21 protein-coding genes are annotated in these 19,436 nt (G+C 69.2%); 13 read left to right on the top strand and 8 right to left on the bottom strand.

Going from position 1 to position 19,436, the window contains the following annotated elements; all coding sequences use genetic code 11:
* The first annotated feature begins 52 nt into the window (after positions 1 to 52).
* Genes mrf through rpmF form a run of 3 tightly spaced genes read left to right on the top strand, consistent with a single transcriptional unit; the run spans position 53 to position 1,804 of the window.
* Positions 53 to 1,339 (top strand): ribosome hibernation factor-recruiting GTPase MRF, encoded by a 1,287-nt coding sequence (gene mrf / locus ACFYTS_RS09185; protein WP_357280685.1) that lies wholly within the window; start codon positions 53 to 55, stop codon positions 1,337 to 1,339.
* Between the two features lie 4 nt (positions 1,340 to 1,343).
* The gene (locus ACFYTS_RS09190; protein WP_357280682.1) at positions 1,344 to 1,631 is read left to right on the top strand and encodes a type B 50S ribosomal protein L31; all 288 of its coding nucleotides are present in this window, start codon (positions 1,344 to 1,346) and stop codon (positions 1,629 to 1,631) included.
* Positions 1,631 to 1,804: a 50S ribosomal protein L32 gene (rpmF, locus tag ACFYTS_RS09195; protein ID WP_357092303.1), complete on the top strand. Its 174-nt coding sequence runs from the start codon at positions 1,631 to 1,633 to the stop codon at positions 1,802 to 1,804. Before ACFYTS_RS09190 ends, rpmF begins: the two co-directional genes overlap by 1 nt.
* A gap of 87 nt (positions 1,805 to 1,891) precedes the next feature.
* Here the strand turns inward: rpmF and ACFYTS_RS09200 are convergent, their stop codons facing one another.
* Together ACFYTS_RS09200 and ACFYTS_RS09205 are read right to left on the bottom strand one after the other, a co-directional pair.
* Positions 1,892 to 2,116 (bottom strand): hypothetical protein, encoded by a 225-nt coding sequence (locus ACFYTS_RS09200; protein ID WP_213559337.1) that lies wholly within the window; start codon positions 2,114 to 2,116, stop codon positions 1,892 to 1,894.
* A 292-nt stretch (positions 2,117 to 2,408) separates the two neighbouring features.
* Positions 2,409 to 3,437, bottom strand: coding sequence for a DUF1906 domain-containing protein (locus tag ACFYTS_RS09205; RefSeq protein ID WP_357280680.1), 1,029 nt, complete (start codon positions 3,435 to 3,437; stop codon positions 2,409 to 2,411).
* A gap of 131 nt (positions 3,438 to 3,568) precedes the next feature.
* Between ACFYTS_RS09205 and ACFYTS_RS09210 the strand changes: the two genes are divergently transcribed.
* Positions 3,569 to 4,354 carry a VOC family protein gene (locus ACFYTS_RS09210; RefSeq protein ID WP_387302430.1) on the top strand — a complete coding sequence of 262 codons (786 nt, stop codon included), beginning with the start codon at positions 3,569 to 3,571 and terminating at the stop codon, positions 4,352 to 4,354.
* A gap of 6 nt (positions 4,355 to 4,360) precedes the next feature.
* Here the strand turns inward: ACFYTS_RS09210 and ACFYTS_RS09215 are convergent, their stop codons facing one another.
* From ACFYTS_RS09215 to ACFYTS_RS09235, 5 genes are read right to left on the bottom strand one after another with little or no spacing between them, the layout of a single operon-like run.
* On the bottom strand, positions 4,361 to 5,197 hold the full coding sequence (locus tag ACFYTS_RS09215) for a hypothetical protein (RefSeq protein WP_357280675.1): 837 nt from the start codon (positions 5,195 to 5,197) through the stop codon (positions 4,361 to 4,363).
* Between the two features lie 46 nt (positions 5,198 to 5,243).
* Positions 5,244 to 5,939 carry an ATP/GTP-binding protein gene (locus ACFYTS_RS09220; protein ID WP_357280672.1) on the bottom strand — a complete coding sequence of 232 codons (696 nt, stop codon included), beginning with the start codon at positions 5,937 to 5,939 and terminating at the stop codon, positions 5,244 to 5,246.
* Positions 5,920 to 6,297, bottom strand: coding sequence for a DUF742 domain-containing protein (locus tag ACFYTS_RS09225; RefSeq protein ID WP_357092287.1), 378 nt, complete (start codon positions 6,295 to 6,297; stop codon positions 5,920 to 5,922). Before ACFYTS_RS09225 ends, ACFYTS_RS09220 begins: the two co-directional genes overlap by 20 nt.
* A 31-nt stretch (positions 6,298 to 6,328) precedes the next feature.
* Positions 6,329 to 6,736, bottom strand: coding sequence for a roadblock/LC7 domain-containing protein (locus ACFYTS_RS09230; RefSeq protein ID WP_213559341.1), 408 nt, complete (start codon positions 6,734 to 6,736; stop codon positions 6,329 to 6,331).
* Positions 6,733 to 10,005 (bottom strand): ATP-binding protein, encoded by a 3,273-nt coding sequence (locus ACFYTS_RS09235; protein ID WP_387302433.1) that lies wholly within the window; start codon positions 10,003 to 10,005, stop codon positions 6,733 to 6,735. Before ACFYTS_RS09235 ends, ACFYTS_RS09230 begins: the two co-directional genes overlap by 4 nt.
* A gap of 331 nt (positions 10,006 to 10,336) precedes the next feature.
* Between ACFYTS_RS09235 and ACFYTS_RS09240 the strand changes: the two genes are divergently transcribed.
* The 9 genes from ACFYTS_RS09240 (at position 10,337) to ACFYTS_RS09280 (ending at position 18,872) form a co-directional block, all read left to right on the top strand.
* A complete protein-coding gene (locus ACFYTS_RS09240) occupies positions 10,337 to 11,026 on the top strand; it encodes a response regulator transcription factor (protein ID WP_357092281.1) in 690 nt (229 codons plus the stop codon).
* A gap of 89 nt (positions 11,027 to 11,115) precedes the next feature.
* Positions 11,116 to 12,501: an ATP-binding protein gene (locus ACFYTS_RS09245; RefSeq protein WP_387302869.1), complete on the top strand. Its 1,386-nt coding sequence runs from the start codon at positions 11,116 to 11,118 to the stop codon at positions 12,499 to 12,501.
* Positions 12,502 to 13,381: 880 nt separating this feature from the next.
* On the top strand, positions 13,382 to 14,686 hold the full coding sequence (locus tag ACFYTS_RS09250; RefSeq protein WP_387302871.1) for a S1C family serine protease: 1,305 nt from the start codon (positions 13,382 to 13,384) through the stop codon (positions 14,684 to 14,686).
* 98 nt (positions 14,687 to 14,784) lie between these two features.
* Positions 14,785 to 15,279 carry a MogA/MoaB family molybdenum cofactor biosynthesis protein gene (locus ACFYTS_RS09255; RefSeq protein ID WP_357280873.1) on the top strand — a complete coding sequence of 165 codons (495 nt, stop codon included), beginning with the start codon at positions 14,785 to 14,787 and terminating at the stop codon, positions 15,277 to 15,279.
* The gene (locus ACFYTS_RS09260; RefSeq protein ID WP_357092278.1) at positions 15,276 to 15,494 is read left to right on the top strand and encodes a hypothetical protein; all 219 of its coding nucleotides are present in this window, start codon (positions 15,276 to 15,278) and stop codon (positions 15,492 to 15,494) included. Before ACFYTS_RS09255 ends, ACFYTS_RS09260 begins: the two co-directional genes overlap by 4 nt.
* Positions 15,495 to 15,739: 245 nt before the next feature.
* Positions 15,740 to 16,414: an MspA family porin gene (locus ACFYTS_RS09265; RefSeq protein ID WP_387302435.1), complete on the top strand. Its 675-nt coding sequence runs from the start codon at positions 15,740 to 15,742 to the stop codon at positions 16,412 to 16,414.
* A gap of 63 nt (positions 16,415 to 16,477) precedes the next feature.
* Complete coding sequence (locus ACFYTS_RS09270; protein ID WP_357280665.1) at positions 16,478 to 17,149, top strand: MspA family porin; 672 nt, start codon at positions 16,478 to 16,480, stop codon at positions 17,147 to 17,149.
* A gap of 299 nt (positions 17,150 to 17,448) precedes the next feature.
* The gene (locus tag ACFYTS_RS09275) at positions 17,449 to 18,129 is read left to right on the top strand and encodes an MspA family porin (RefSeq protein ID WP_357280662.1); all 681 of its coding nucleotides are present in this window, start codon (positions 17,449 to 17,451) and stop codon (positions 18,127 to 18,129) included.
* 80 nt (positions 18,130 to 18,209) lie between these two features.
* Positions 18,210 to 18,872, top strand: coding sequence for an MspA family porin (locus ACFYTS_RS09280; protein WP_387302873.1), 663 nt, complete (start codon positions 18,210 to 18,212; stop codon positions 18,870 to 18,872).
* Positions 18,873 to 18,960: 88 nt separating this feature from the next.
* Here ACFYTS_RS09280 and mscL read toward each other — a convergent pair whose 3' ends face one another.
* Positions 18,961 to 19,362, bottom strand: a complete 402-nt coding sequence (mscL, locus tag ACFYTS_RS09285; RefSeq protein WP_357280657.1) for a large conductance mechanosensitive channel protein MscL — start codon at positions 19,360 to 19,362, stop codon at positions 18,961 to 18,963.
* Positions 19,363 to 19,436 lie beyond the last annotated feature (74 nt).

The raw sequence follows: 19,436 nt of genomic DNA on the forward strand, positions 1-19,436 counted from the left end.
CACGGTACATTGACTCCCCGGTAATTGAAAATCATTGTCGAAAGGGGGACCGGTGGCGTCCCAACGTAAGCCTGTGCTCGTCCTCGCGGGACTCCCCGGACGCGCGGCCGACGGTGTCGAGCAGGCCGCGCGCCTGCTGGGCGCCGAGCCCGGCACCGTCGTGGTCCGGCACGATCTGAGCGAACTGCGCGAGGGCGTGGTGCGCCGGAGAGTCCGCCTCGACGGGCGCGAGACCCTCACCGTGCTGGAGCTCGCACACGGCTGCGTCTCCTGCACTCTGCGCGCGGACCTGTTGCCCTACCTGTGTCAGCTCGCCGAACGGGATTCGGTGCGGCGCATCGTGCTCGCGCTGGATCCGGCTTTCGAGGCGGAAGCCGTGTGCCAGGCCGTCAATGACGTGGTGGTGACCGGTGTGGTCGGTCGCGTCGATGGCCCGGCCGCCCGCAGCGTCCGCATCGATACCGTCCTCACCTGCGTCGACGCCCGCGACTGGCTGGCCGACGCCACCGGCGACGAGACCCTCGCCGAGCGCGGCCATGTCACCGCGGAGGACGAGCGCACCGTGGCGCAGCTGGCCGTCGGCCAGGCCGAGTTCGCCGATGCCCTGCTGGTTTTCGACTCCGGAGCCGACCTGCTCGACCGGGAGCGCACGACCGCCGTGCTGGCCCGGCTGGCCCCGCGCGCCCCGATCAGCTGGGTAGCCGACCCCGCCACCCTCGACGTCGACGATCTGACCTGGCTGCTGCGCCGGGTGCCCACCGACGCGCGCCGCGGCGCGGCCTTCGATCCGCACGCCCCGCTGCTGGCGGGCGCACCGCCGTTGGAGCCGGATTGCGGTGTGGCACTGCTGGAATTCGCCACCGACCGCCCCTTTCACCCCGATCGACTGCACTCGGCCATCGATGTGCTGCTGGAGGGCGTGGTGAGCGCGCGCGGCCGGGCCTGGCTGGCCACCCAGCCCGACGAGGTGGTGTGGCTGGAATCGGCGGGCGGCGGGCTGCGTGTCGGCGGCGCCGGAAAGTGGCTCGCGGCCATGACATCCCGCGAGCTGGACGAGGTCGACCCGGAACGCCGCGTGCTGGCCTCGCTGCGCTGGCACGAGCACTTCGGCGACCGCCACACCTCGCTGGTGATCCTGGTCGCCGACGCAGACGCCGACGAGATCCGGAACGCGCTGCATTGGGCGCTGGTGGACGAGGACGAACTGCGGCAGGTGCGCTTCGCCCCGGAACGGGTCGCGCTGTGGTTCGACCCGTTCGGCGATCAGCACGAGGAACCGTGCGACACCACACGCTCGACGCCCGCCGGCGACGGCAAGACCCGCAACAACGAAAGGTGAAGTGATGAAACAGGGAATTCACCCCGACTACCATCCGGTGGTCTTCCAGGATGTGGGCACCGGCAAGTGCTTCCTGACCCGTTCCACCGCGGTCTCCACCCGCACCATCGAGTGGGCGGACGGGAATACCTACCCGCTGCTCGTGGTGGACGTGACCGCCGATTCGCACCCGTTCTGGACCGGGAATCAGCGCGTCCTGGACACCGCGGGCCGCGTGGAGAAGTTCGAGCGCCGCTACGGCAAACGCGTTCGAGGAAACCGTGATTCGATCACCGGAGAGGAGAACGCCTGATGGCCGTTCCGAAGCGCAGGATGTCGCGCGCGAACACCCACAGCCGCCGTTCGCAGTGGAAGGCGAGCCCGCCGGATCTGGTGCCAGTCACGGTCGGGGGAGTGGTGCGTATGGTGCCGCGGCGGCTGCTGCGAGCCGTCGAACGCGGGCTGATCGATCCTGGGAAACTCTGAGTTCGAGAGAACCACGGGTCGTGGGGGTTCGGGGGCTTGGCCCCCCGACCCCCCCACTGCTGCGGGTCCGGGTTTCCCGGGGGCCCGTCAGCCCTCCTTCGCGGCCAGGTCCACCAGGGTGGCGGCGAGACGGAAGTACTTGTTCTTGCCGAGGTCGGCGATGGTCTTCACACCGAGCGCCTCGAGCAGCTGGGCGTCGTGCTTCTCGGTGAGTCCGGCGAGCGCCGACGGCGGCGCGGCCAGGATGTCGTCGAGAGACTTGGATTCGTAGGCCTTGTCGAGAGCTTTGTCGAGTACCACGTTGACGGCCACGAGAGCCTCCTTCGCCTGGAACTGGAGCAAAAGAACGGACGAGCCCGACGATAGCGTTGAAGTTGCTGTCCCGCCAGTGATCTGCTCGGGTGTTGCGGAGGCCCCGGTCGCGGGTGAACATTTCGCGCGGGTGCGAAAAAGTCTTCCTAAAGTTGTGAAGTCGTGGCCTGGTGACGGTATTCTCGTGCCTTGAGGGCGGGTTCTCCTGACTACAGGAGAACCCGCTCATCGCCACTTCAGAGGCTGTTTCGGGTTCTTCCCCCGACGGAGAGAATCCGACAATTCACCCAATCTAACTGTCGGATACGGCTTTCGGTGCGGCACTCGCCGAGGCTGATCCATTCGCGGCCTTATCGCCGGAATGTCCGTTCGGTCCGGTTCCCCAGCCCGGCAACGGCACATCCGGCAGCAACTGCTCGAGCTTTGCCAGCTGATCGGCGAACGCGGTGGCCGGACCCTCGACGAGCGAGAACGGGAAGGGCCAGTGCCCCTTGCCCGCCACCCGCGCCAGTTCCTCCTTCAACTCGGCGGTGGTGGCTTCGAGTTCGCTGATCTCGGTGCGCAGTTCGTCGATCCGCGTGAGCGCGGCCGCCAGCCCGTCCACCACGGTCCGGTTGCGGCCCTGGGCATCGGTGCCCAGCTGCGGCCAGCCGTTGAGGCCGGGTCCGCGCAGCTGGATCTGGATGTCGTGCAATGCCGCGTCCTGTTCGGGTGTCAAGTCGGGTTCCTCCGTTTCCGCATCCCACTGGCCGAAATCGATTCGGTCGGTTTGGTTCACATCGCATTCCACGCCGTCGACGATCACCTGCTCGCCGTTCTGGTAGATCGCGATCCGCGGATCCACCCGCCCGCCCGACCAGGCCACCGTCTGCCACGCCCAGGTCGCCGTCCCGGCGTCCAGCGCCCGGCTCACCGGCCAATACCCGCCGTAGATACCGACATTCGAGCGTCCGAGGACACTCGCCGCGCCGTCCAGGTAGGCGTCGATCGGCACCTGCTGCTGCGGGGTCGCGTCGAAATCCGCGGAGAAGTAGATCGGCCGATCCGCCCGGCCGCCGCAGCGCAGCATCTGCGCCAGCGCGGCGCGCGCGTCGGTGACGCCCGCGCCGTAGCCGTCCAGCATGCGGGCGGCGGTGGTCTCCCAGTTCGCGACGATGGAAATCCCGTGTGCGCGCAGGTCATCCGCTTCGGCGGGGGTGAGCAGCTTGCCCGGCAGCGAGGGGCCGCCCTCGGACAGGTAGCGAACCACGAAGTCGTAGCCGTTGGCCGTGATGGCACGCGGCGCGGGCCGACCTGCGGCGTAGTCCAGCCCGAAACGCATGACTCCCACTGTAATTCGACGGCGGCGCCGCAGGGAGCCGAATCCGAACCATCGCGGCGATCGATCGAGAGTGGTTGACTGGGAGCGCTTTGTGAGGTGCGTCACTGATCAGTGAGAACGGAGATTCGTAAATGCCTGTACGCGACGAGGCGTGGCCGCCCGGAACACCGTGCTGGGTCGACTGTCAGGTCGACGACCCGGCCAAGGCCGGCGAGTTCTACGCCGGACTGTTCGGCTGGGACATGCAAGGCGGCGAGGAGGAGTCGGGCGGTTACCTGATGGCGCTGCGGGACGGCCGCGCGGTGGCGGGCATCGGGCCCAAACCCGAGGCCGCGATGCCCTCGGTGTGGACCACCTACTTCGCGGTGGACGACGCCGACGCGTGCGCGCGGCAGGTGACCGCGGCGGGCGGCCGCCTGCTGGTGCCCGCCTTCGACGTGATGGAGTTCGGCCGCATGTTCGTGGCCGCCGACGCGTCCGGCGCGCCCTTCGCGGTGTGGGAGGCCCGCGCCCACGACGGCGCGGCCGTGTACAACGAGCACGGCGCCTACGTCTGGAACGACTTGCACACCGGCGATTTCGAGGCCGCGAAGTCCTTCTACGCGGCGGTCTTCGACTTCACCTTCGCCGAATTCGACGACGAGACAACGCGATACGCCACCTTCACCCCGCCCGGCGGGACCGGCTCGGTCGGCGGCATCAACGACGACAGGGTGAACGGCGTCGCCCCGGCCCAGCCCTACTGGCTGACCTGGTTCCAGTCCGAGGACATCGATTCCGGCCTCACCCGCGCCGTGGAACTGGGCGCGACCGTGCTCATGTCCGCCACCGACGGACCGTTCGGCCGGATGGCCATCATGGCCGCGCCCCAGGGCGAGCTGTTCGGTCTGCTCGATCCCCGGGACGTGCCGCGCTAGTGCGGGTCAGAGCATCGATTCCGGCCGGCGCGCACCCTGCTGCTGCGACGCGGCGTGCTGTGAGGCCGCCTGCAGCGACGTGCTGTGCGCGACCGCCGGATCGGGGGCCGCCATCGGGGCGCGGGCCTCACGCCGGTCCGGGGCGACCAGGATGGCGGTGATCGGAATCGCCAGCGACAGCGTGCCGATGATGAAGAACGGCACGAAGAAGGTGAACAGCACGTTCCCCTGCGGCGCGGGCGCGTTCGGGTCCACGTGCACCTGCAGCCCGGTCAGTCCGGCGTAGTGCATGCTGGTCACGAGGACCGCGTACACCACCGCGCCGGCCAGCACCATCGGCACCGAACCGACCCACAGGCTGAACCACAGGGTGAGCGCCGCGAGCACGAACGCGATCGCGTACACCGCGACGGTGGACACCAGGCCGGGGTCCGCGGTGCCCTGGATCCGGATGGCGCCCAGCAGCAGCTGGTGCACGTCGCCGATCCCGAAGGCCATCACGGCCGCCGCGACCAGCAGCCGCCACCACACCAGCGTCTTGCCGGTGATCAGCAGCGCCAGGAACACGGTGATCGCCGACAGCACCGAGAACAGCGTGATCGACAGGTTGTCGTAGCGCAGCTGGGTGCCGCGCACGTCGAAACCGAGCATGGAGACGAACACCGGCATGGCCACGCCGACGCCGCCGATCGACACCGCCGCCACGAAAAGCCATACGATCCGGAACTTCTGGGTCACCGACTTGGTGGACTGCCGAATGCACGCCAGCCCGCAGGCCGCCCCCGCGAACGACACGATCACCGCCAGCGCGAGCACCCAGTAGCCCATCGAGAAGTAGATCATCCAGACACCCTCGTCCTTCGTAAGCCCGAACCCGGATGGGCGAACGTCAGCCGCGCTGCGCGGTTTCGCGCTGCGCCGTCATCAGCCGTTCGATCGCGTATTCGGTGACCGCGGCCAGCGACCGCCGCACCTCGACCGGGTCGCGCGCGTCGATGTCCACGATCGGCACGCCCTCGCGGACGCTGAGCGCCTCGCGCAGTTCCGCGACCGGGAAGCGCGGCGCGTCCGGGAAGCGGTTGACCGCGATCAGGAACGGCAGCGACTTGGCCTCGAAGAAGTCCACGGCCGCGAAGCTGTCCTCGATGCGGCGGGTGTCGACCAGCACGACCGCGCCGATGGCGCCCTTGATCAGGTCGTCCCACATGAACCAGAACCGCCGCTGCCCGGGCGTGCCGAACAGGTACAGCACCAGGTTGCCGGGCAGGATGATGCGCCCGAAATCCATGGCCACGGTGGTGGTTTCCTTGCCGGGCGTGGCGGCGAGGTCGTCGACCCCGTCCGAATAGCCGGTCACCATGGCCTCGGTGCGCAGCGGCACGATCTCGGAGACCGCGCCGACGAAGGTGGTCTTGCCCGCGCCGAATCCGCCCGCCACGACGATCTTGGTCGACGCGGTGCGCGACTCCTCGCCCGGCCGCGGCGGGTACTGCAGCCCCGGGTTCGGGAACTGCCCGGTGGTGTACGCCGGCCCCCCGTGCGGGCCGGCGGGGTAGCCTCCGCCGTTATAGGGCGCGGAGTCCATGCAGGGTCCTCTCCATCAGGGAGCGGCGCTCGTCGAAGGTCGCCTGATCGCTCAAAGTCGAATGCACACGCAGGGTTCCGGCGACCACCAGATCGCCGATGACGACCCGGACCATGCCCAGCGGACGGCCCAGGTGGGCCGCGATCTCGGCGACCGAGAGCCGGGCCGTGCCCAGCCGCAGGATCTCGGTGCGCACGTCGCCGGCGGGCCAGTCGAAGTGGGCGGTGTAGGACAGGGTTTCGACGACCGCTTCCAGCGGTAGCTCGACCGCCGGCTCGGTACGGCCGGAGGTCAACGCGTAGGGGCGAACGCGGGTGGTCGGTGGCCGGTTACCGCCACCGCCATGAGGATTGGTCATTTGCGGCTCATCTAGGCAGTGTTCGACTCATCTAGGCAGTGCGGGCGGTGGCCGAGACGACGGAGCCGACCCGGTCGACCAGGAGGGCCATCTCGTAGCCGATGCGGCCGATGTCGTGCTGCTTGTTGGCCAGCACCGCCAGGTGCGAGCCATTGCCGACACTCATGACCAGCAGGTAGCCGCGCTGCATCTCCACGATGGACTGCATCACCTTGCCGCCCTCGAAAAGCTGTGCGGCGCCGGCGGACAGGCTGGCCAGACCGGCCGTCACCGCGGCCAGCTGCTCGCCGCGGTCGGACGGCAGGTGCGGGCTGGTGGCCTGCAGCAGACCGTCCGCGGAGACCAGCACGGCGTGCGAGACCCCGGGCACCTCCTTGGTGAAGCGGGTGACCAGCCAGTTCAGATTCTCATCCGTTGTGGTGCTCTGGGTGTCGGTCATGCATGCCCTCCGTCGTTGTACTGGGAGTCGGCCCGCCCGGAGTGGACGCCGCTGAGATGCCTGCTCAGGCTGTTGCGGATCTCTTCCGGGTCGCGGCCGGTACCGTCGTCCTCCTGGGCGACCGCGCCCGGCACCAGCTGGGCGCCGGGCCGCCGAATCGGCAGGCCGCCTTCGGTACGACTGGTGGTGGTCGGGTTGGCCGCGTCCTCGGCCGCGGCCCAGCCGACGTCCGAAGTCGACGACCAGGCGGCGCCGGTCTGCTGCCCGTCGGCCGGTTCCACCAGCCACTCGGAGACCATGCGCTGGTAGATCGGGGTCGGAGCGCCCTCGACCGGACGCAGGCCGGTCTGCGGCGCGACCGGACGCGACCCGGCGGGTGGGGCCTCGTTGCCGCGCGCGGCGTCATTGCCGCGAATAGCGTTGTCGGCGCCTCGAACAGCGGTTTCGCCGGTCGCGCTGCCGGGGACGGGGGTCGGCGGGAGCGTGGGGCGGTCGTTGTCGCCGAAGGCACTGAAACCGTTGCCGAAATAGCTGCCGGTGTCCGGGCCGTTGGGGTTCTCGACGTAGCCGCTGCCGCCGTTGCGGGCGTTGGTGATCGGCGCGGTCGGACCGGGCGCCGGTGCGAAGGACCCGGCCGCCGGTGTGAAGGGCTCCCGCGCCGGCGGCGTGAAGGGCTCGGGCGCCGGTGTGAAGGGCTCGGGCGCCTGCGCCACGGGCTCGGGCGCCGGAACGAGGCGCTCGGGCACCTGGGCGACCCGCTGCGGCATCGGCGTGATCTGCTGGGGCGCGACCCGCTGGGGAAGCGGGGCGACCGTGTCCGCGGTCGGGGCGATCGGCTCCGGCGCGTAACCGGCCGGTTCCTCCGTACCCGGCTCGGACCCGGCAGCCTGCTCGGAAATCGTGCTGTGCTCGGCCGATTCCGTGGACTCGGCGGCCTCGCCCCAGAAGCTCATGGGCGCGGGCCCCTGCGGCGCCGCGGGTTCGGGCCGGACGGCGCTCGCGCCGTAGGCCCGGGCGTCGTCGGCGGTGAAGGCGTCGGTGAATCCGTCGGAGAAGCGATCGGCCTGCTGCTGCGGCGGTTCCGGGAACGCGGAGACGATCGGGTGCTCACCGGTATCGGTGCCGGGCTTGCGCTGCGGCAGGCCGGAACTGGTGGTCGGGAAGCGGCCGGTGGGCGGTTCGGGCAGATTCGGGACCGGCGTCAGCCGCGGCGGGTTGACCACGGGGTTCGGTCCGGTGATCGGTCCGACGGGCGGCGGAATCTGTCCCGGCGCCGGCGGAATCGGCCCGGCGGCGGCCGGGATCGGGCCCGAGGCGAGGGCCGCGGCCGGGATCGGCCCGGAGGCCAGGGCGGACGGGGGCATGGGCAGCGCCGTGGCCACCGGGTACTGACCGGTCGGGTCGCCGAGGCGTTCCGGCGCCGGCGAGACCAGGCTGCCCGGCAGGTGCACGCTGGCGGTGATGCCCGGCTGCTGCACCATGGCGGAGGTGCGGCGCAGGCTCACCGTGATGTGGTGCCGCTTGGCCAGGCGGCCCACGACGAATAGACCCATGCGGCGCGCGGTCTCGACATTGACCTCGCCACCGGAGGCCAGGCGGTCATTGATGCCCTGCAGGTCGTCGGCGTTCATGCCGAGGCCGCGGTCGGTGATCTCGATCAGGTAGCCGCCGTCCACCGCGCGCGCCACCGACACCGCGACCGGGGTGGTGGGCGGGGAGTAGCGCAGCGCGTTGTCGATCAGCTCGGCCAGCAGGTGCTCGATGTCGACGGCGGGCTCACCGGCGACGATGCCGTCGGGCACGGTGCCGATCTCGACGCGCTGGTAGTCCTCCACCTGGGAGACCGAGGACCACAGCATGTCCGACAGCGGCACCGGCGCGAGATGGCCACGGCGCAGCGCGGTTCCGGCCAGCACCAGCAGGTTGTCGCCGTTGCGGCGCATGCGGGTGGCGAGGTGGTCGAGGCGGAACAGCGACTGCAGGCGCTCGGAGTCGTCCTCGTCGCGCTCGAGCTCCTCGATCAGCGACAGCTGCTGCTCCACGAGGGATTGGCTGCGGCGCGAGAGGGTTTCGAACATGTTGCCGATCTGCAGGCGCAATCGCGCCTGTTCGGCGGCCAGGTGGAGGGCCTGGGAGTGGATGTCGTCGACGGCTCGGGCCAGCTGCCCGATCTCCTCGGTGGTGTGCACGTCGACCGGCGAGATCTCCGGGGTCGCACCGCCGGCGCGCACCACCTCGAGCTCCTGCGGCAGATCGATGTGGGCCACCTGCAAGGCGTCTCGCCGCAGGCGGCGGACCGGCACGACCAGCGAGCGGGCCACCACCAGCGCCAGCGCGAGACCGGCCAGCAGCATGCCGATCACGACGGAGGTGTCACGCAGCACGTTGTTGCGCGCCTCGGTGGTGAGCTCGGACAGCTTGGTGCCCATGGTGCTCGCGACGGTGGCGACCTCGGCGGAGTAGGCGTCCGCGCTGCCGCGCAGCGAGTCCTGCATGGCCGGCAGGGTGCCCGGGTCGGGCACGTTCTGCATCAGGATGCCGACGCGGGCGCCGGCGTTGTCCTTCAGCGTGTTCGCGTTCTGCGCCGATTCCGGCGCCATGCCGCGGTACACCTCGATCATCGTGATCTCGGCGCCGATGGCGGTGAGCAGCTTGGTCCGCAGCGCGGGGTTGGCGCCGGCGCCCGGCACCGCGAGCATGACGCGTTCCTGGGTGAGCAGGCGGAAGGCGGTCAGCGCCGCGCCGAACTGCAGGAAGGACTGCTGCACCCGGAGGTCGCCGACGGTGGGCGCGCCCGCGAGCGAGTTCTGCGCCCGGGTCTGCACCTCGTCGGCCTGATCGCCGATGGTCTGGGGGGAGCTGGTGCGCAGGCTGTTGCGCATGGTCTTCGCGACCGCGATGGCGGTGCCGAGTTCCTTCACGACGCCGGGGTCGGCGTTGGAGGACTTGAGCGCGGTCTCCAGTTCGGCCTGGGCCTGGTCGAACTTGGCGGTGGCGGCGTCGAGGTCGGCGTCCACGTCCTGGTTGCCGCCGACGATGGCGGCGACCGCGAGTTCATTGGTGCTGGTGAGGAATTTGACCGTGGGGCGGAGCACGTCCATCTGCTCCGAGGCCGCGCTCAGTTTGGAGATGGTCTGCAATTCGCTGTTGATGCGCAGTACCGCGAAGGTCGCGGCGAGAAGCACCGGGAGCACCAGCACGATGCCGACCTTGCGGGTAACGGGCCAGTTGGACAGGCTGAATTGCCACGACCGGGGTGCTGCTTCCATCCCGCTTCCGTCGCCTCCGCTTTCACGATTGACCCCCGGGTATGTATGCGGTTGTACGGCTTTGGGGTCGAGCCCGCGCAGAACCAACTAAGGGTCTTCTTTTCCGGCCTGCAACATACCGCGTGAGCTGAGTAACGGCAATTCGGAGGACGTAGTGTATAAGCCTCCGAATGCGGGCTTGCCACAACGGCTTTCGCGTCGAATTGGGTGACACCGCAACCACTCGGCATTGGCCGTTCGTAAAACACGCAGGTCATCTGCCTCACCCACCCGGCGTGTCGGAGGGGCCCTTCTCAGTGGACTCTCAGTCGTTGTGGGCAGACTGGTTGCCATGCGCATTCTGGTAGTCGACGACGACCGCGCGGTTCGTGAATCGCTGCGTCGCTCGCTGACCTTCAACGGGTACACCGTCGACCTCGCCGTCGACGGTCTGGACGCCTTGGAGAAGACCGCCAGTCAGCGACCCGACGCCCTGGTCCTGGACGTCATGATGCCCCGTCTGGACGGGCTCGAGGTATGCCGCCGGCTGCGCAGCACCGGCGACGATCTGCCGATTCTGGTACTCACCGCACGGGATTCGGTGTCCGAGCGGGTCGCCGGGCTGGACGCCGGCGCCGACGACTACCTACCCAAGCCCTTCGCGCTGGAGGAACTGCTGGCCCGGCTGCGCGCCCTGCTGCGCCGCACCGCCGGCGACCCGGTCGACGCCTCCTCCGAGGCCATGTCCTTCGCCGACCTCTCGCTCGACCCCGTCACCCGCGAGGTCACCCGCGGCGAACGGCCGATCAGCCTCACCCGCACCGAGTTCTCCCTGCTGGAAATGCTGATGGCCAACCCGCGCCGGGTGCTCACCCGCAGCCGCATCCTGGAGGAGGTGTGGGGCTACGATTTCCCCACCTCCGGCAACGCGCTCGAGGTGTACATCGGCTACCTGCGCCGCAAGACCGAAGCCGACGGTGAGCCGCGGCTCATCCACACCGTGCGCGGCGTCGGCTACGTGCTGCGCGAGACTCCTCCGTAGGGCAGGCGCTCGTGGGTAGAACCGTTCCCCGGCGGACGGTGGTCGCCGGACTCGGATCGCGGACGGAGAACGACGGACTGCGGCCGCCGATGCCGCTGACCCGTTCGGTGTCACTGCGCTGGCGGGTGACACTGCTGGCCGCCTCGGTGGTCGCCGTGGCCGTCGCCTTCACCTCCATCGCCGCCTACGCCATGGTGGCCCGGTCGCTGTACGCCGATGTGGACTCGCAGCTGCGGGCCCGCGCCTCGGTGATGATCGACAACAACCTCGACAGCCTCGGCTTCCAGTCGCTGGTTTTCGCGGGGCTGTACTCCAGCGACGTCGGGGTGGCGCTGGTGTTCGCGGACCAGTCGCAGTACGTGCCTCCGCAGACCACGATTCCGCCGATCGGCAATCAGGAACGGCAGGTGGCCCGCGGCGAGATCGGCTTCTCGCTGCGCACCGTCGACGACCAGCGGGTGCTGGCCCGCCGCACCCATTCCGGATCCACGCTGGTGGTGTCGCAGCGGCTGCAACCCACCAAGGAGGTCCTCGACCGGCTGGCCTGGCTGTTGTTCGTGGTCGGCGGCTGCGGGGTCATCGTGGCCGCGGCGGCCGGAACCACCGTGGGCCGTACCGGGTTGCGGCCCATCGCCCGGCTCACCGCCGCCACCGAACGCATCGCCCGCACCGACGACCTGACCCCCATCCCGGTTACCGGCGACGACGAACTGGCCCGGCTCACCGAGAGTTTCAACACCATGCTGCGCGCCCTCGGCGAATCCCGGGAACGGCAGCGCCGCCTGGTGGCCGACGCCGGCCATGAGCTGAAGACGCCACTGACCTCTTTGCGCACCAATATGGAACTGCTCATCGCCTCCTCGCGGCCGGGCGCGCCCCGGATCCCCGACGAGGACATGGCCGAACTGCGCTCGGACGTGATGGCCCAGATCGAGGAATTGTCCACGCTGGTCGGCGATCTGGTCGATCTGGCCCGCGAGGACGCCCCGGAAACCGTGTACGAGCGCATCGACCTCGGCGAGATCGCCGAACGCGCGCTGGAGCGAGTCCGGCGGCGGCGCACCGGAATCGATTTCGAGGCCCAGCTGCGGCCCTGGTTCGTCTACGGCGACGAACCCGGCCTGGAACGCGCCCTGCTCAACGTCCTCGACAATGCCGCCAAGTGGAGTCCGGAGGGCGAGCAGGTGTTCGTCACCATGCGCGAGAACGGGCGCGGACTGCTCGAGTTCGCCGTCGACGACGCCGGGCCCGGCATCCCGCCCGCCGAACGCGAGCTGGTGTTCGAGCGCTTCTACCGCACCACGGCCTCGCGCTCCATGCCCGGCTCCGGGCTCGGCCTGGCCATCGTCAAGCAGGTGGTGACCAAACACGGTGGCACCATCAACATCGACACTTCCGACCGAGGGGGCGCGTTGATCCGTATCGTTCTGCCTGGAGAAAGCGCACCGCCCCTGCCCGCCGAGGCGGACAACTGAACCCGGAAAGCTCGGCGAAAAGCAAGCACGGTCTCAGTCCACTCTCAGTCGTTCCCGCCAGGCTTGGCGACGAGACTCGAGGAGAAAACGAGAAATGACCGAGGATTCGAACCAGCGGGGCACCGAGCCCGAAGGCCAGGCCGCCGACAACGCCGCCGCGGCCGGCGCACCCTCCGGGCCCGCCGGCGCGCAGCCCGCGTCCGGCAGCCAGGCCCCCGGTTCCGACCGCCCGACCTCCGGCTCCGGCACCACCGCGTCCGGCCTGCCGAAGCGGGATCCCGCGGGCGCTCCCGCCGCCGACTCCTTCAACGGCTTCGCGGCCGCCACCCCGGGTTCGGCTCCGGCTCCCGGCGGGTTCCCGCCCCCGGCGCAGCCCGGCCATCCCGGAGCGCCCGCGGCGGGTCCCGCGTCGAGCGCTCCCGGTACGCCCAGCGCGCCCGGTTTCGGTGCGGCGCAATCGTTCTCCGGCGGAGCGTTCCAGGCTCAGGGCAGCGATCCGCGGGCCGATCAGCCCGCTGCGGGCGCGCAGCCGCCCGCCGGCTCGGCGCCGGCCTTCGGCGGTCCGGGCGGGACGGCGTACGGCGTTGCGGGGCAACCGGGTTCGGGCGCGGTCGATCCGGCCACCCAGGCGCTGCCCGGTGCGGCGCAGGCGGGTTTCGGCGCGCCGCAGGGTGGTCCCGCCTATGGGGCGGCTTTCGGTGGCGCACAGCCTTATTCGCAGCAGTACGGCGGTGGGAATCCGCCGACCGGGGAGATTCCGGGCGGGGGTTACGGGCAGGCGTACGCGGCGTCGGGGGCCGGGTACGCGGCCGGGCAGCAACCCACGCCGGCGACGGGACAGCCGCCGACCGCCGGGGCGGGCCAGCAGCCTGCCGCCGGGATGGGGCAGTCGCCCTACGCCACGGGCCAGCAGCCCGCGTACGTGACGGGGCAGCAGTCGGCGTATTCGACGGGGCAGTTTCCGGCGTACGCGGCGGGTCCGCATCCGACGCAGGTGATTCCGGCCGTGCCCGGTGGTCCGGGTGGGCCCGGGGTGCCGGGTGAGCCGGGTCTGGCGTATGCCGCCGCGCCGGGGCCGAAGCGGTCCGGCCGCACCGGTCTGGTCGCCGGCGCGGTTGTGCTGGCGCTGCTCAGCGGTGGTATCGGTGGCGCGGTGGGCGCGCTGGCCACGCATGGCAGCGATCACGGCACGGTGAGCAATGCGCTGGATCAGCCCGCGGGCAATGGCAAGGCCGCGCCCGCGCCGGAGGGTTCGGTGCAGGCGGTGGCGCAGAAGGTGCTCGCGAGCGTTGTCATGATCCGGGTCGCGGGTGCGCGGGCCGAGGGCGAGGGCTCCGGGGTGGTCCTGTCCTCGGACGGGCTGATCCTCACCAACAATCACGTGGTCAGCGGCGCGGGCCAGAACGCCAAGATGGATGTGGCGTTCAATGACGGCTCGACCGCTCCAGCCACCGTGGTGGGCGCGGACCCGGTCTCCGACATCGCGGTCATCCGGGTGACCGGCAAGTCGGATCTGAAGCCGATCGAGCTGGGCCAGTCCGGCAATCTGCAGGTGGGGCAGGGCGTGGTGGCGATTGGTTCGCCGCTGGGCCTGGCGGGCACGGTGACCAGCGGTATCGTCTCCTCGCTGAACCGCCCGGTCTCCACCAGCGGCGAGCCGGGTTCGCAGGGCACGGTCATCGACGCCATCCAGACCGACGCGGCCATCAACCCGGGCAATTCCGGCGGCGCGCTGGTCGATATGAACGGCAAGCTGGTCGGCATCAACACCGCCATCGCCACCATGGGCACCGCCGAGTCGGCGGGCGCGCAGAGCGGCTCGATCGGCCTGGGCTTCGCGATTCCGGTGGACACCGCGCGCCGCGTCGCCGACGAGCTGATCAAGAACGGCAAGGCCACCTACGCCCAGATCGGTGTGACCGTGCGGGCGCAGGACGATGTGAACGGCGCGCGCGTGATGGACGTGTCGCCCGACGGCCCGGCCGCCAAGGCGGGCATCCCGAAGAACGCGATCATCACCAAGATCGACGACCAGATCGTGGACTCGGGCAATTCACTGATCGCCGGGGTGCGCTCGCACCGGCCCGGCGACAAGGTCAAGGTGACCTACACCGACGACCAGGGCAAGAACCCCAAGACCGTCGAGGTCACCCTCGGCGAAGCAGCCGCGGAGGGCGGACGATGAGCAACCGTGTCAATGGCAGGGAACCGGTACCGGCGATCCGTGTCACCTCCGACGGGGGATGGGAGCTGTTGTCGGACAAGGGCGCTACGGTGAGCACCATGGAAATCGATGCCGCTGTGGCGGGCCGTGCTCTTGTCGTGGTCGTCGACGATCGAACCGCCCATGGCGGAGTGGACTCGCTGGGTCCGCTGGTCACCGAGCTACTCACCGAGGCCGGGTTCCTGGTGGACGCCTCGGTGTCGGTGTCGGCCGATGAGGTGGAGATCCGCAATGCCCTCAATACCGCGGTGATCGGTGGTGTCGACCTGGTCATCTCGGTCGGCGGCACCGGTATGTCCCCGCGTGACGTGACGCCGGAGGCCACCGAAGAGGTGCTGGACCGGGTGCTGCCCGGGATCAGCGAGGCCCTGCGGGCGTCGGGTCTGGCCTCGGGGTCGCTGGACGCGGGCCTGTCACGCGGTCTGGCCGGGGTGTCGGGCAGCACGCTGGTGGTGAACCTGCCGGGTTCGCGCGCCGCGGTCCGGGACGGCATGGCCACCCTGGGCCCGCTGGCGAGCAAAGTCATCGATGAATTGTCCGGTCTGTCGGAATGACCGACGCCGACAAACCTGATTCACCCGAGTCGCCCCGTCCGGCCGAGCGCCGGGCGGGGTCTCGTCGTTTGACCCCCGCCGAACGCGCCCGGCTCGCGCGTGTCTTCGGCGACGAACTGCCGTCCACGACCAAGGACGAGCGCACTCCCGAGCCGGATTCCGTTCAGTCCTCCGATGATTGGCTGCGCGCGCAGAAGCCGCCCCATCACGGTTGAGATTCGCTCACATCACGGCTGCCGGGAATTAGCCATCTCCCGAAGGCTGTGATCTTGCGCGCCGTTATCTAATTGTTGCCAAACAGTAACTGTTGTGGCTAAAATCTCCCCTGGGTCAACAAAGCTACGGCTGTAAAGAAAATGAGCAGCGCGCTTGATAGTTGCTCTTGCCGAGTTCTGTGCCGTAGTGGCTCTCTTCAGCCCCGGTGGTCGGGGTTGTCCGCAAAAAAACTGATGAGGGAACAATGAGCGAGAACCGGACTGCCGGTTTGCGTCGGGTCGCGCGTGTCGCGGGTATCGGCGCAGCCGCCTCCGTGGCTTTCGGCCTGCTGTCGACCGGCGCCGCCAACGCCGACACCTTCGTACCGTTGCCGGACGGTCAGAAGGTCGGACCGGGCGTGACCATCGACCGTCTCGGCGAGCACGCCGTCATCTCGCCGTCGCTGTCGGCGAACGGCGCGGGCCGCACCGCCTGGCTCTCGGGCAAGGTCGTCGCCGACGTCACCGAGACCCCCGCGGGCACGGTCGGCCCGAACAACGGCCCCACCAACGGCCCGGGCACCAACAACTCCTCCACGCATGGCGCGTCGCAGGTCAACACCGGTTACATCATCGGCTGCCAGGTGAACATCGCCGACAACGCCATCTCCGCCGGTGTTTCCGGTGGCGTGAGCCTGACCGGTGCGAACGCGGGCGGTTCGATCGGCGTGAACCTCGGCCCCGGCCAGGTGACCTTCCTCCAGATCAACTCCAAGGACATCCTCGACGCGGGCCGCTACTCGATCGACTACAAGGATGTGCCGGTCGACGTGCAGGGCTGCGCGGGTTACGCCCAGGCGCGCGCCTACACCGTGGTCGAGATCATCGGTGACCACTACTCGAAGACCACCCTCTACGGGCAGCCGTTCAGCCTCGGCTGACGTGTGGTCAGACACCCGATTCATCTCTCGCGCAAGCGAATTCGACCCTAGAGGGAAACCATCATGAACGTTCGCAAGACCATGGCGCGGGCCGCCGGGATCGGCGCCGTCGCCACCGCCACCCTGGGCCTGTTCTCCACGGGTGCGGCCAACGCCGACACCTTCGTGCCGCTGCCGGGCGGCTCCATCACCGAGACCATGGACGACGGCACCATCGTCACCATCTCCATGACCGGCGAGTCGGCCAACATCAACCCGTCGCTGGGCTCGACCCCGCTGCACCGCAACGCCTGGGTCTCGGGCAGTGCGCGCGTCGAACTGTCGGGCACTCACGGCGATGCCGGCGGCAAGATCGTCCCCGGTTACGTGGTCGGCTGCCAGGTCAACATCGCCGGCGGCGGCGCCAACGGCGGCCCGAGCGCGGGCGCCAACTACGACGGCTCGAGCCCGTCGGCCGGCGCGAATGTCGGCGGCAACCTGACCCTGGGCCCCGGCCAGTCGCAGGCGTTCTACGTCCTGGATCAGGAAGCGCCCGACGATTTCGGCAGCGAGGCGCACTACAAGCGCAACAAGTTCTCGGGTAACTCCGGATCGGTGACGTGGTCGGACGAGACCATCAACCTGAACGGCTGCGGCGGCTACGCGCAGGCGCGCTCGTTCATCGCGGTTCAGGTCGAGACCGACCATGTGATCACCGCCTACACGCTGTGGGGTCAGCCCTTCAGTCTCGGCTGATCAGTTTCCGCTCAGCGGAATGCCAAGGGGCCCGGTGCGATTAGCACCGGGCCCCTTTTGCTATCCACGACTTTCTCTGTATACCTGCGGGTTTGTGTCGGCGAGTGGTCGATCCTGTTCGCTCACGTCTCAGAGGTCACAGCTGTGATGTAAAGTGCCCAGCGTCGCTACGAGAAAAGAATTTGTAACGAGTAACACAGTGGCAACAATGTGGCGACAAACTCAACCGGGGAATCCGCAAGGGTCCCTTTTCAACCTCGGTGGTCGAGGTTGATCGCAAGAACCTGATGAGGGGAAGTATGAGCGAGAACCGCACCCACGGTGTGCGTACCGCGGCCCGTTTTGCGGGCATCGGCGCGGCCGCGGCCGTGGCCATCGGCCTTTTTTCCACTGGTGCCGCTAACGCTGACACCTTCGTGCCGTTGCCGGACGGCCAGAAGGTGAACCCGGCGGGCACCGTCACCATTACCCGGACGGGTGAGCACGCCATCGTGTCGCCGTCGCTCGCTGCCAACGGTGCCGGCCGTGTGGTGTGGGTGAGCGGCGCCGCCTCCGCGGTGGTCACCGAAACCCCCGAGGGCACAGTCGGTCCGAACAACGGCCCGGTCGGTATCCCCGGCAGCAACAACTCGTCCACCCACGGCACCTCGCAGATCAACACCGGCTACATCGTCGGCTGCCAGATCTCCATCGGTGAGGACGCGATCTCTGCCGGTGTCTCCGGCAGCATCAACCTCGACAGCGCGAGCATCGGTGGTTCGATCGGCGTCAACCTCGGCCCCGGCCAGGTGGCGTTCGTCCAGATCGACTACAAGGACATCACCAAGGCGGGCACCTACTCGGTCGAGTACCGCGACGCCGAGATCCAGATCCAGGGCTGCGCGGGCTACGCCCAGGCGCGTGCGTACACGGTCGTCGAGGTCATCGGCGATCACTACTCCAAGACCACCCTCTACGGCCAGCCGTTCAGCATCGGCTAAGTGGTCTCCGCCCGCCAAATCCTTTCTCGCGCAAGCGAACAAAATCTGAGGGACAACCAGATATGAACATCCGTAAGACAATGGCGCGGGTGGCCGGTGTCGGTGCCGTCGCCACCGCGGCCCTTGGCCTGTTCTCCACCGGTGCGGCCAATGCCGACACCTTCGTGCCGCTGCCGGGCGGCGAGCTCACCCAGACCCTGTCCGACGGCACCGTGGTCACGGTGAAGCTGGTCGGCGAGTCCGCCAACATCAGCCCGTCGATGGGTGCCACCCCGGTGCACCGCAACGCCTGGGTCTCGGCGTCGGCGCAGGTCAACATCTCCGGCGACACCACCGCGACCGGCGGCAAGATCTACCCCGGCTATGTCGTGGGTTGCCAGGTCACCATTGACGGCGGCGGCGTCAGCGGTGGTGCCGAAGGCGGCGCGAGCTGGGACAGCAGTGGCAACGCCACTCCGACCGGCGGCGTGAACTCCGGCGCCAACCTGACCCTGGGTCCGGGTCAGGCCAAGTCGTTCTACATCCTCGATCTGGAGATGCCGGACGACTTCGGTCACGAAATCCACAAGAAGCGCAACGCTTTCAGCGGCACCAGCGGTTCGGTCACCTGGTCGGACGAGACCATCGGCCTGAACGGCTGTGGCGGTTACGCTCAGGCGCGCGCCTTCGTGAGCGTCGAGGTCGAGACCGACAACGTGATCAGCTGGGTCACCCTGTGGGGCCAGCCCTTCAGCCTCGGCTGATCCACACTCCGGTGTGATACGAACGGGCCCGGCGCTTTTCGCGCCGGGCCCGTTTTGCCTTGCCACGCTGGGGAGTTCGGGCCGCGGGTCAGAGTTCGTGCCGCCCGCCCGCGCTGCGTTCCGCGAGCAGGTCCCGGATCTCGCGCAGCAGTTCGTTGTCGGTGAGCGCGTCGTCCGCCTTGGCGCCCCACAGCTTCTTGGCCTTGGCGGCCGGGATGACCAGGATGAAGTAGAGCAGGGCCGCGATGATGACGAAATCGATAGCCGCGGTGATGATCGGCCCAATCGCGATGAAGGTGGCGGGCTTGTCGGCCACCAGCTGGAAGCCCAGCCCGAGCTGATTGGTGCCGCCGAAGACCGCGAGCAGCGGTGTCACGATGCCGTCGGTGAAGGCGGTGACGACCGCGACGAAGGCCGTACCCATGACGACGGCCACGGCCAGGTCGATGACATTGCCGCGCATCAGAAATTCTTTGAAACCCTTGAGCATTGCCGAAACTCCTCTACCTGAGGGATCGAACGCAGAGTTGTGGGGATCTGAGGCGATGCTAGTTCACCGATGCG

The organism is Nocardia sp. NPDC004151 (genome assembly GCF_042874235.1).
Classification (GTDB): domain Bacteria; phylum Actinomycetota; class Actinomycetes; order Mycobacteriales; family Mycobacteriaceae; genus Nocardia.

Coding starts and splice junctions, on each gene's coding strand:
- ACFYTS_RS09190 (WP_357280682.1), top strand. CDS start 1,344: ATGAAACAGGGAATTCACCCCGACTACCATCCGGTGGTCTTCCAGGAT.
- ACFYTS_RS09265 (WP_387302435.1), top strand. CDS start 15,740: ATGAGCGAGAACCGGACTGCCGGTTTGCGTCGGGTCGCGCGTGTCGCG.
- ACFYTS_RS09260 (WP_357092278.1), top strand. CDS start 15,276: ATGACCGACGCCGACAAACCTGATTCACCCGAGTCGCCCCGTCCGGCC.
- ACFYTS_RS09240 (WP_357092281.1), top strand. CDS start 10,337: ATGCGCATTCTGGTAGTCGACGACGACCGCGCGGTTCGTGAATCGCTG.
- rpmF (WP_357092303.1), top strand. CDS start 1,631: ATGGCCGTTCCGAAGCGCAGGATGTCGCGCGCGAACACCCACAGCCGC.
- ACFYTS_RS09230 (WP_213559341.1), bottom strand. CDS start 6,736: ATGACCGACACCCAGAGCACCACAACGGATGAGAATCTGAACTGGCTG.
- ACFYTS_RS09205 (WP_357280680.1), bottom strand. CDS start 3,437: ATGCGTTTCGGGCTGGACTACGCCGCAGGTCGGCCCGCGCCGCGTGCC.
- ACFYTS_RS09255 (WP_357280873.1), top strand. CDS start 14,785: ATGGAAATCGATGCCGCTGTGGCGGGCCGTGCTCTTGTCGTGGTCGTC.
- ACFYTS_RS09215 (WP_357280675.1), bottom strand. CDS start 5,197: ATGATCTACTTCTCGATGGGCTACTGGGTGCTCGCGCTGGCGGTGATC.
- ACFYTS_RS09275 (WP_357280662.1), top strand. CDS start 17,449: ATGAGCGAGAACCGCACCCACGGTGTGCGTACCGCGGCCCGTTTTGCG.
- ACFYTS_RS09250 (WP_387302871.1), top strand. CDS start 13,382: ATGGGGCAGTCGCCCTACGCCACGGGCCAGCAGCCCGCGTACGTGACG.
- mscL (WP_357280657.1), bottom strand. CDS start 19,362: ATGCTCAAGGGTTTCAAAGAATTTCTGATGCGCGGCAATGTCATCGAC.
- ACFYTS_RS09280 (WP_387302873.1), top strand. CDS start 18,210: ATGGCGCGGGTGGCCGGTGTCGGTGCCGTCGCCACCGCGGCCCTTGGC.
- ACFYTS_RS09245 (WP_387302869.1), top strand. CDS start 11,116: ATGCCGCTGACCCGTTCGGTGTCACTGCGCTGGCGGGTGACACTGCTG.
- ACFYTS_RS09210 (WP_387302430.1), top strand. CDS start 3,569: ATGCCTGTACGCGACGAGGCGTGGCCGCCCGGAACACCGTGCTGGGTC.
- ACFYTS_RS09270 (WP_357280665.1), top strand. CDS start 16,478: ATGAACGTTCGCAAGACCATGGCGCGGGCCGCCGGGATCGGCGCCGTC.
- ACFYTS_RS09235 (WP_387302433.1), bottom strand. CDS start 10,005: ATGGAAGCAGCACCCCGGTCGTGGCAATTCAGCCTGTCCAACTGGCCC.
- ACFYTS_RS09220 (WP_357280672.1), bottom strand. CDS start 5,939: ATGGACTCCGCGCCCTATAACGGCGGAGGCTACCCCGCCGGCCCGCAC.
- ACFYTS_RS09225 (WP_357092287.1), bottom strand. CDS start 6,297: ATGACCAATCCTCATGGCGGTGGCGGTAACCGGCCACCGACCACCCGC.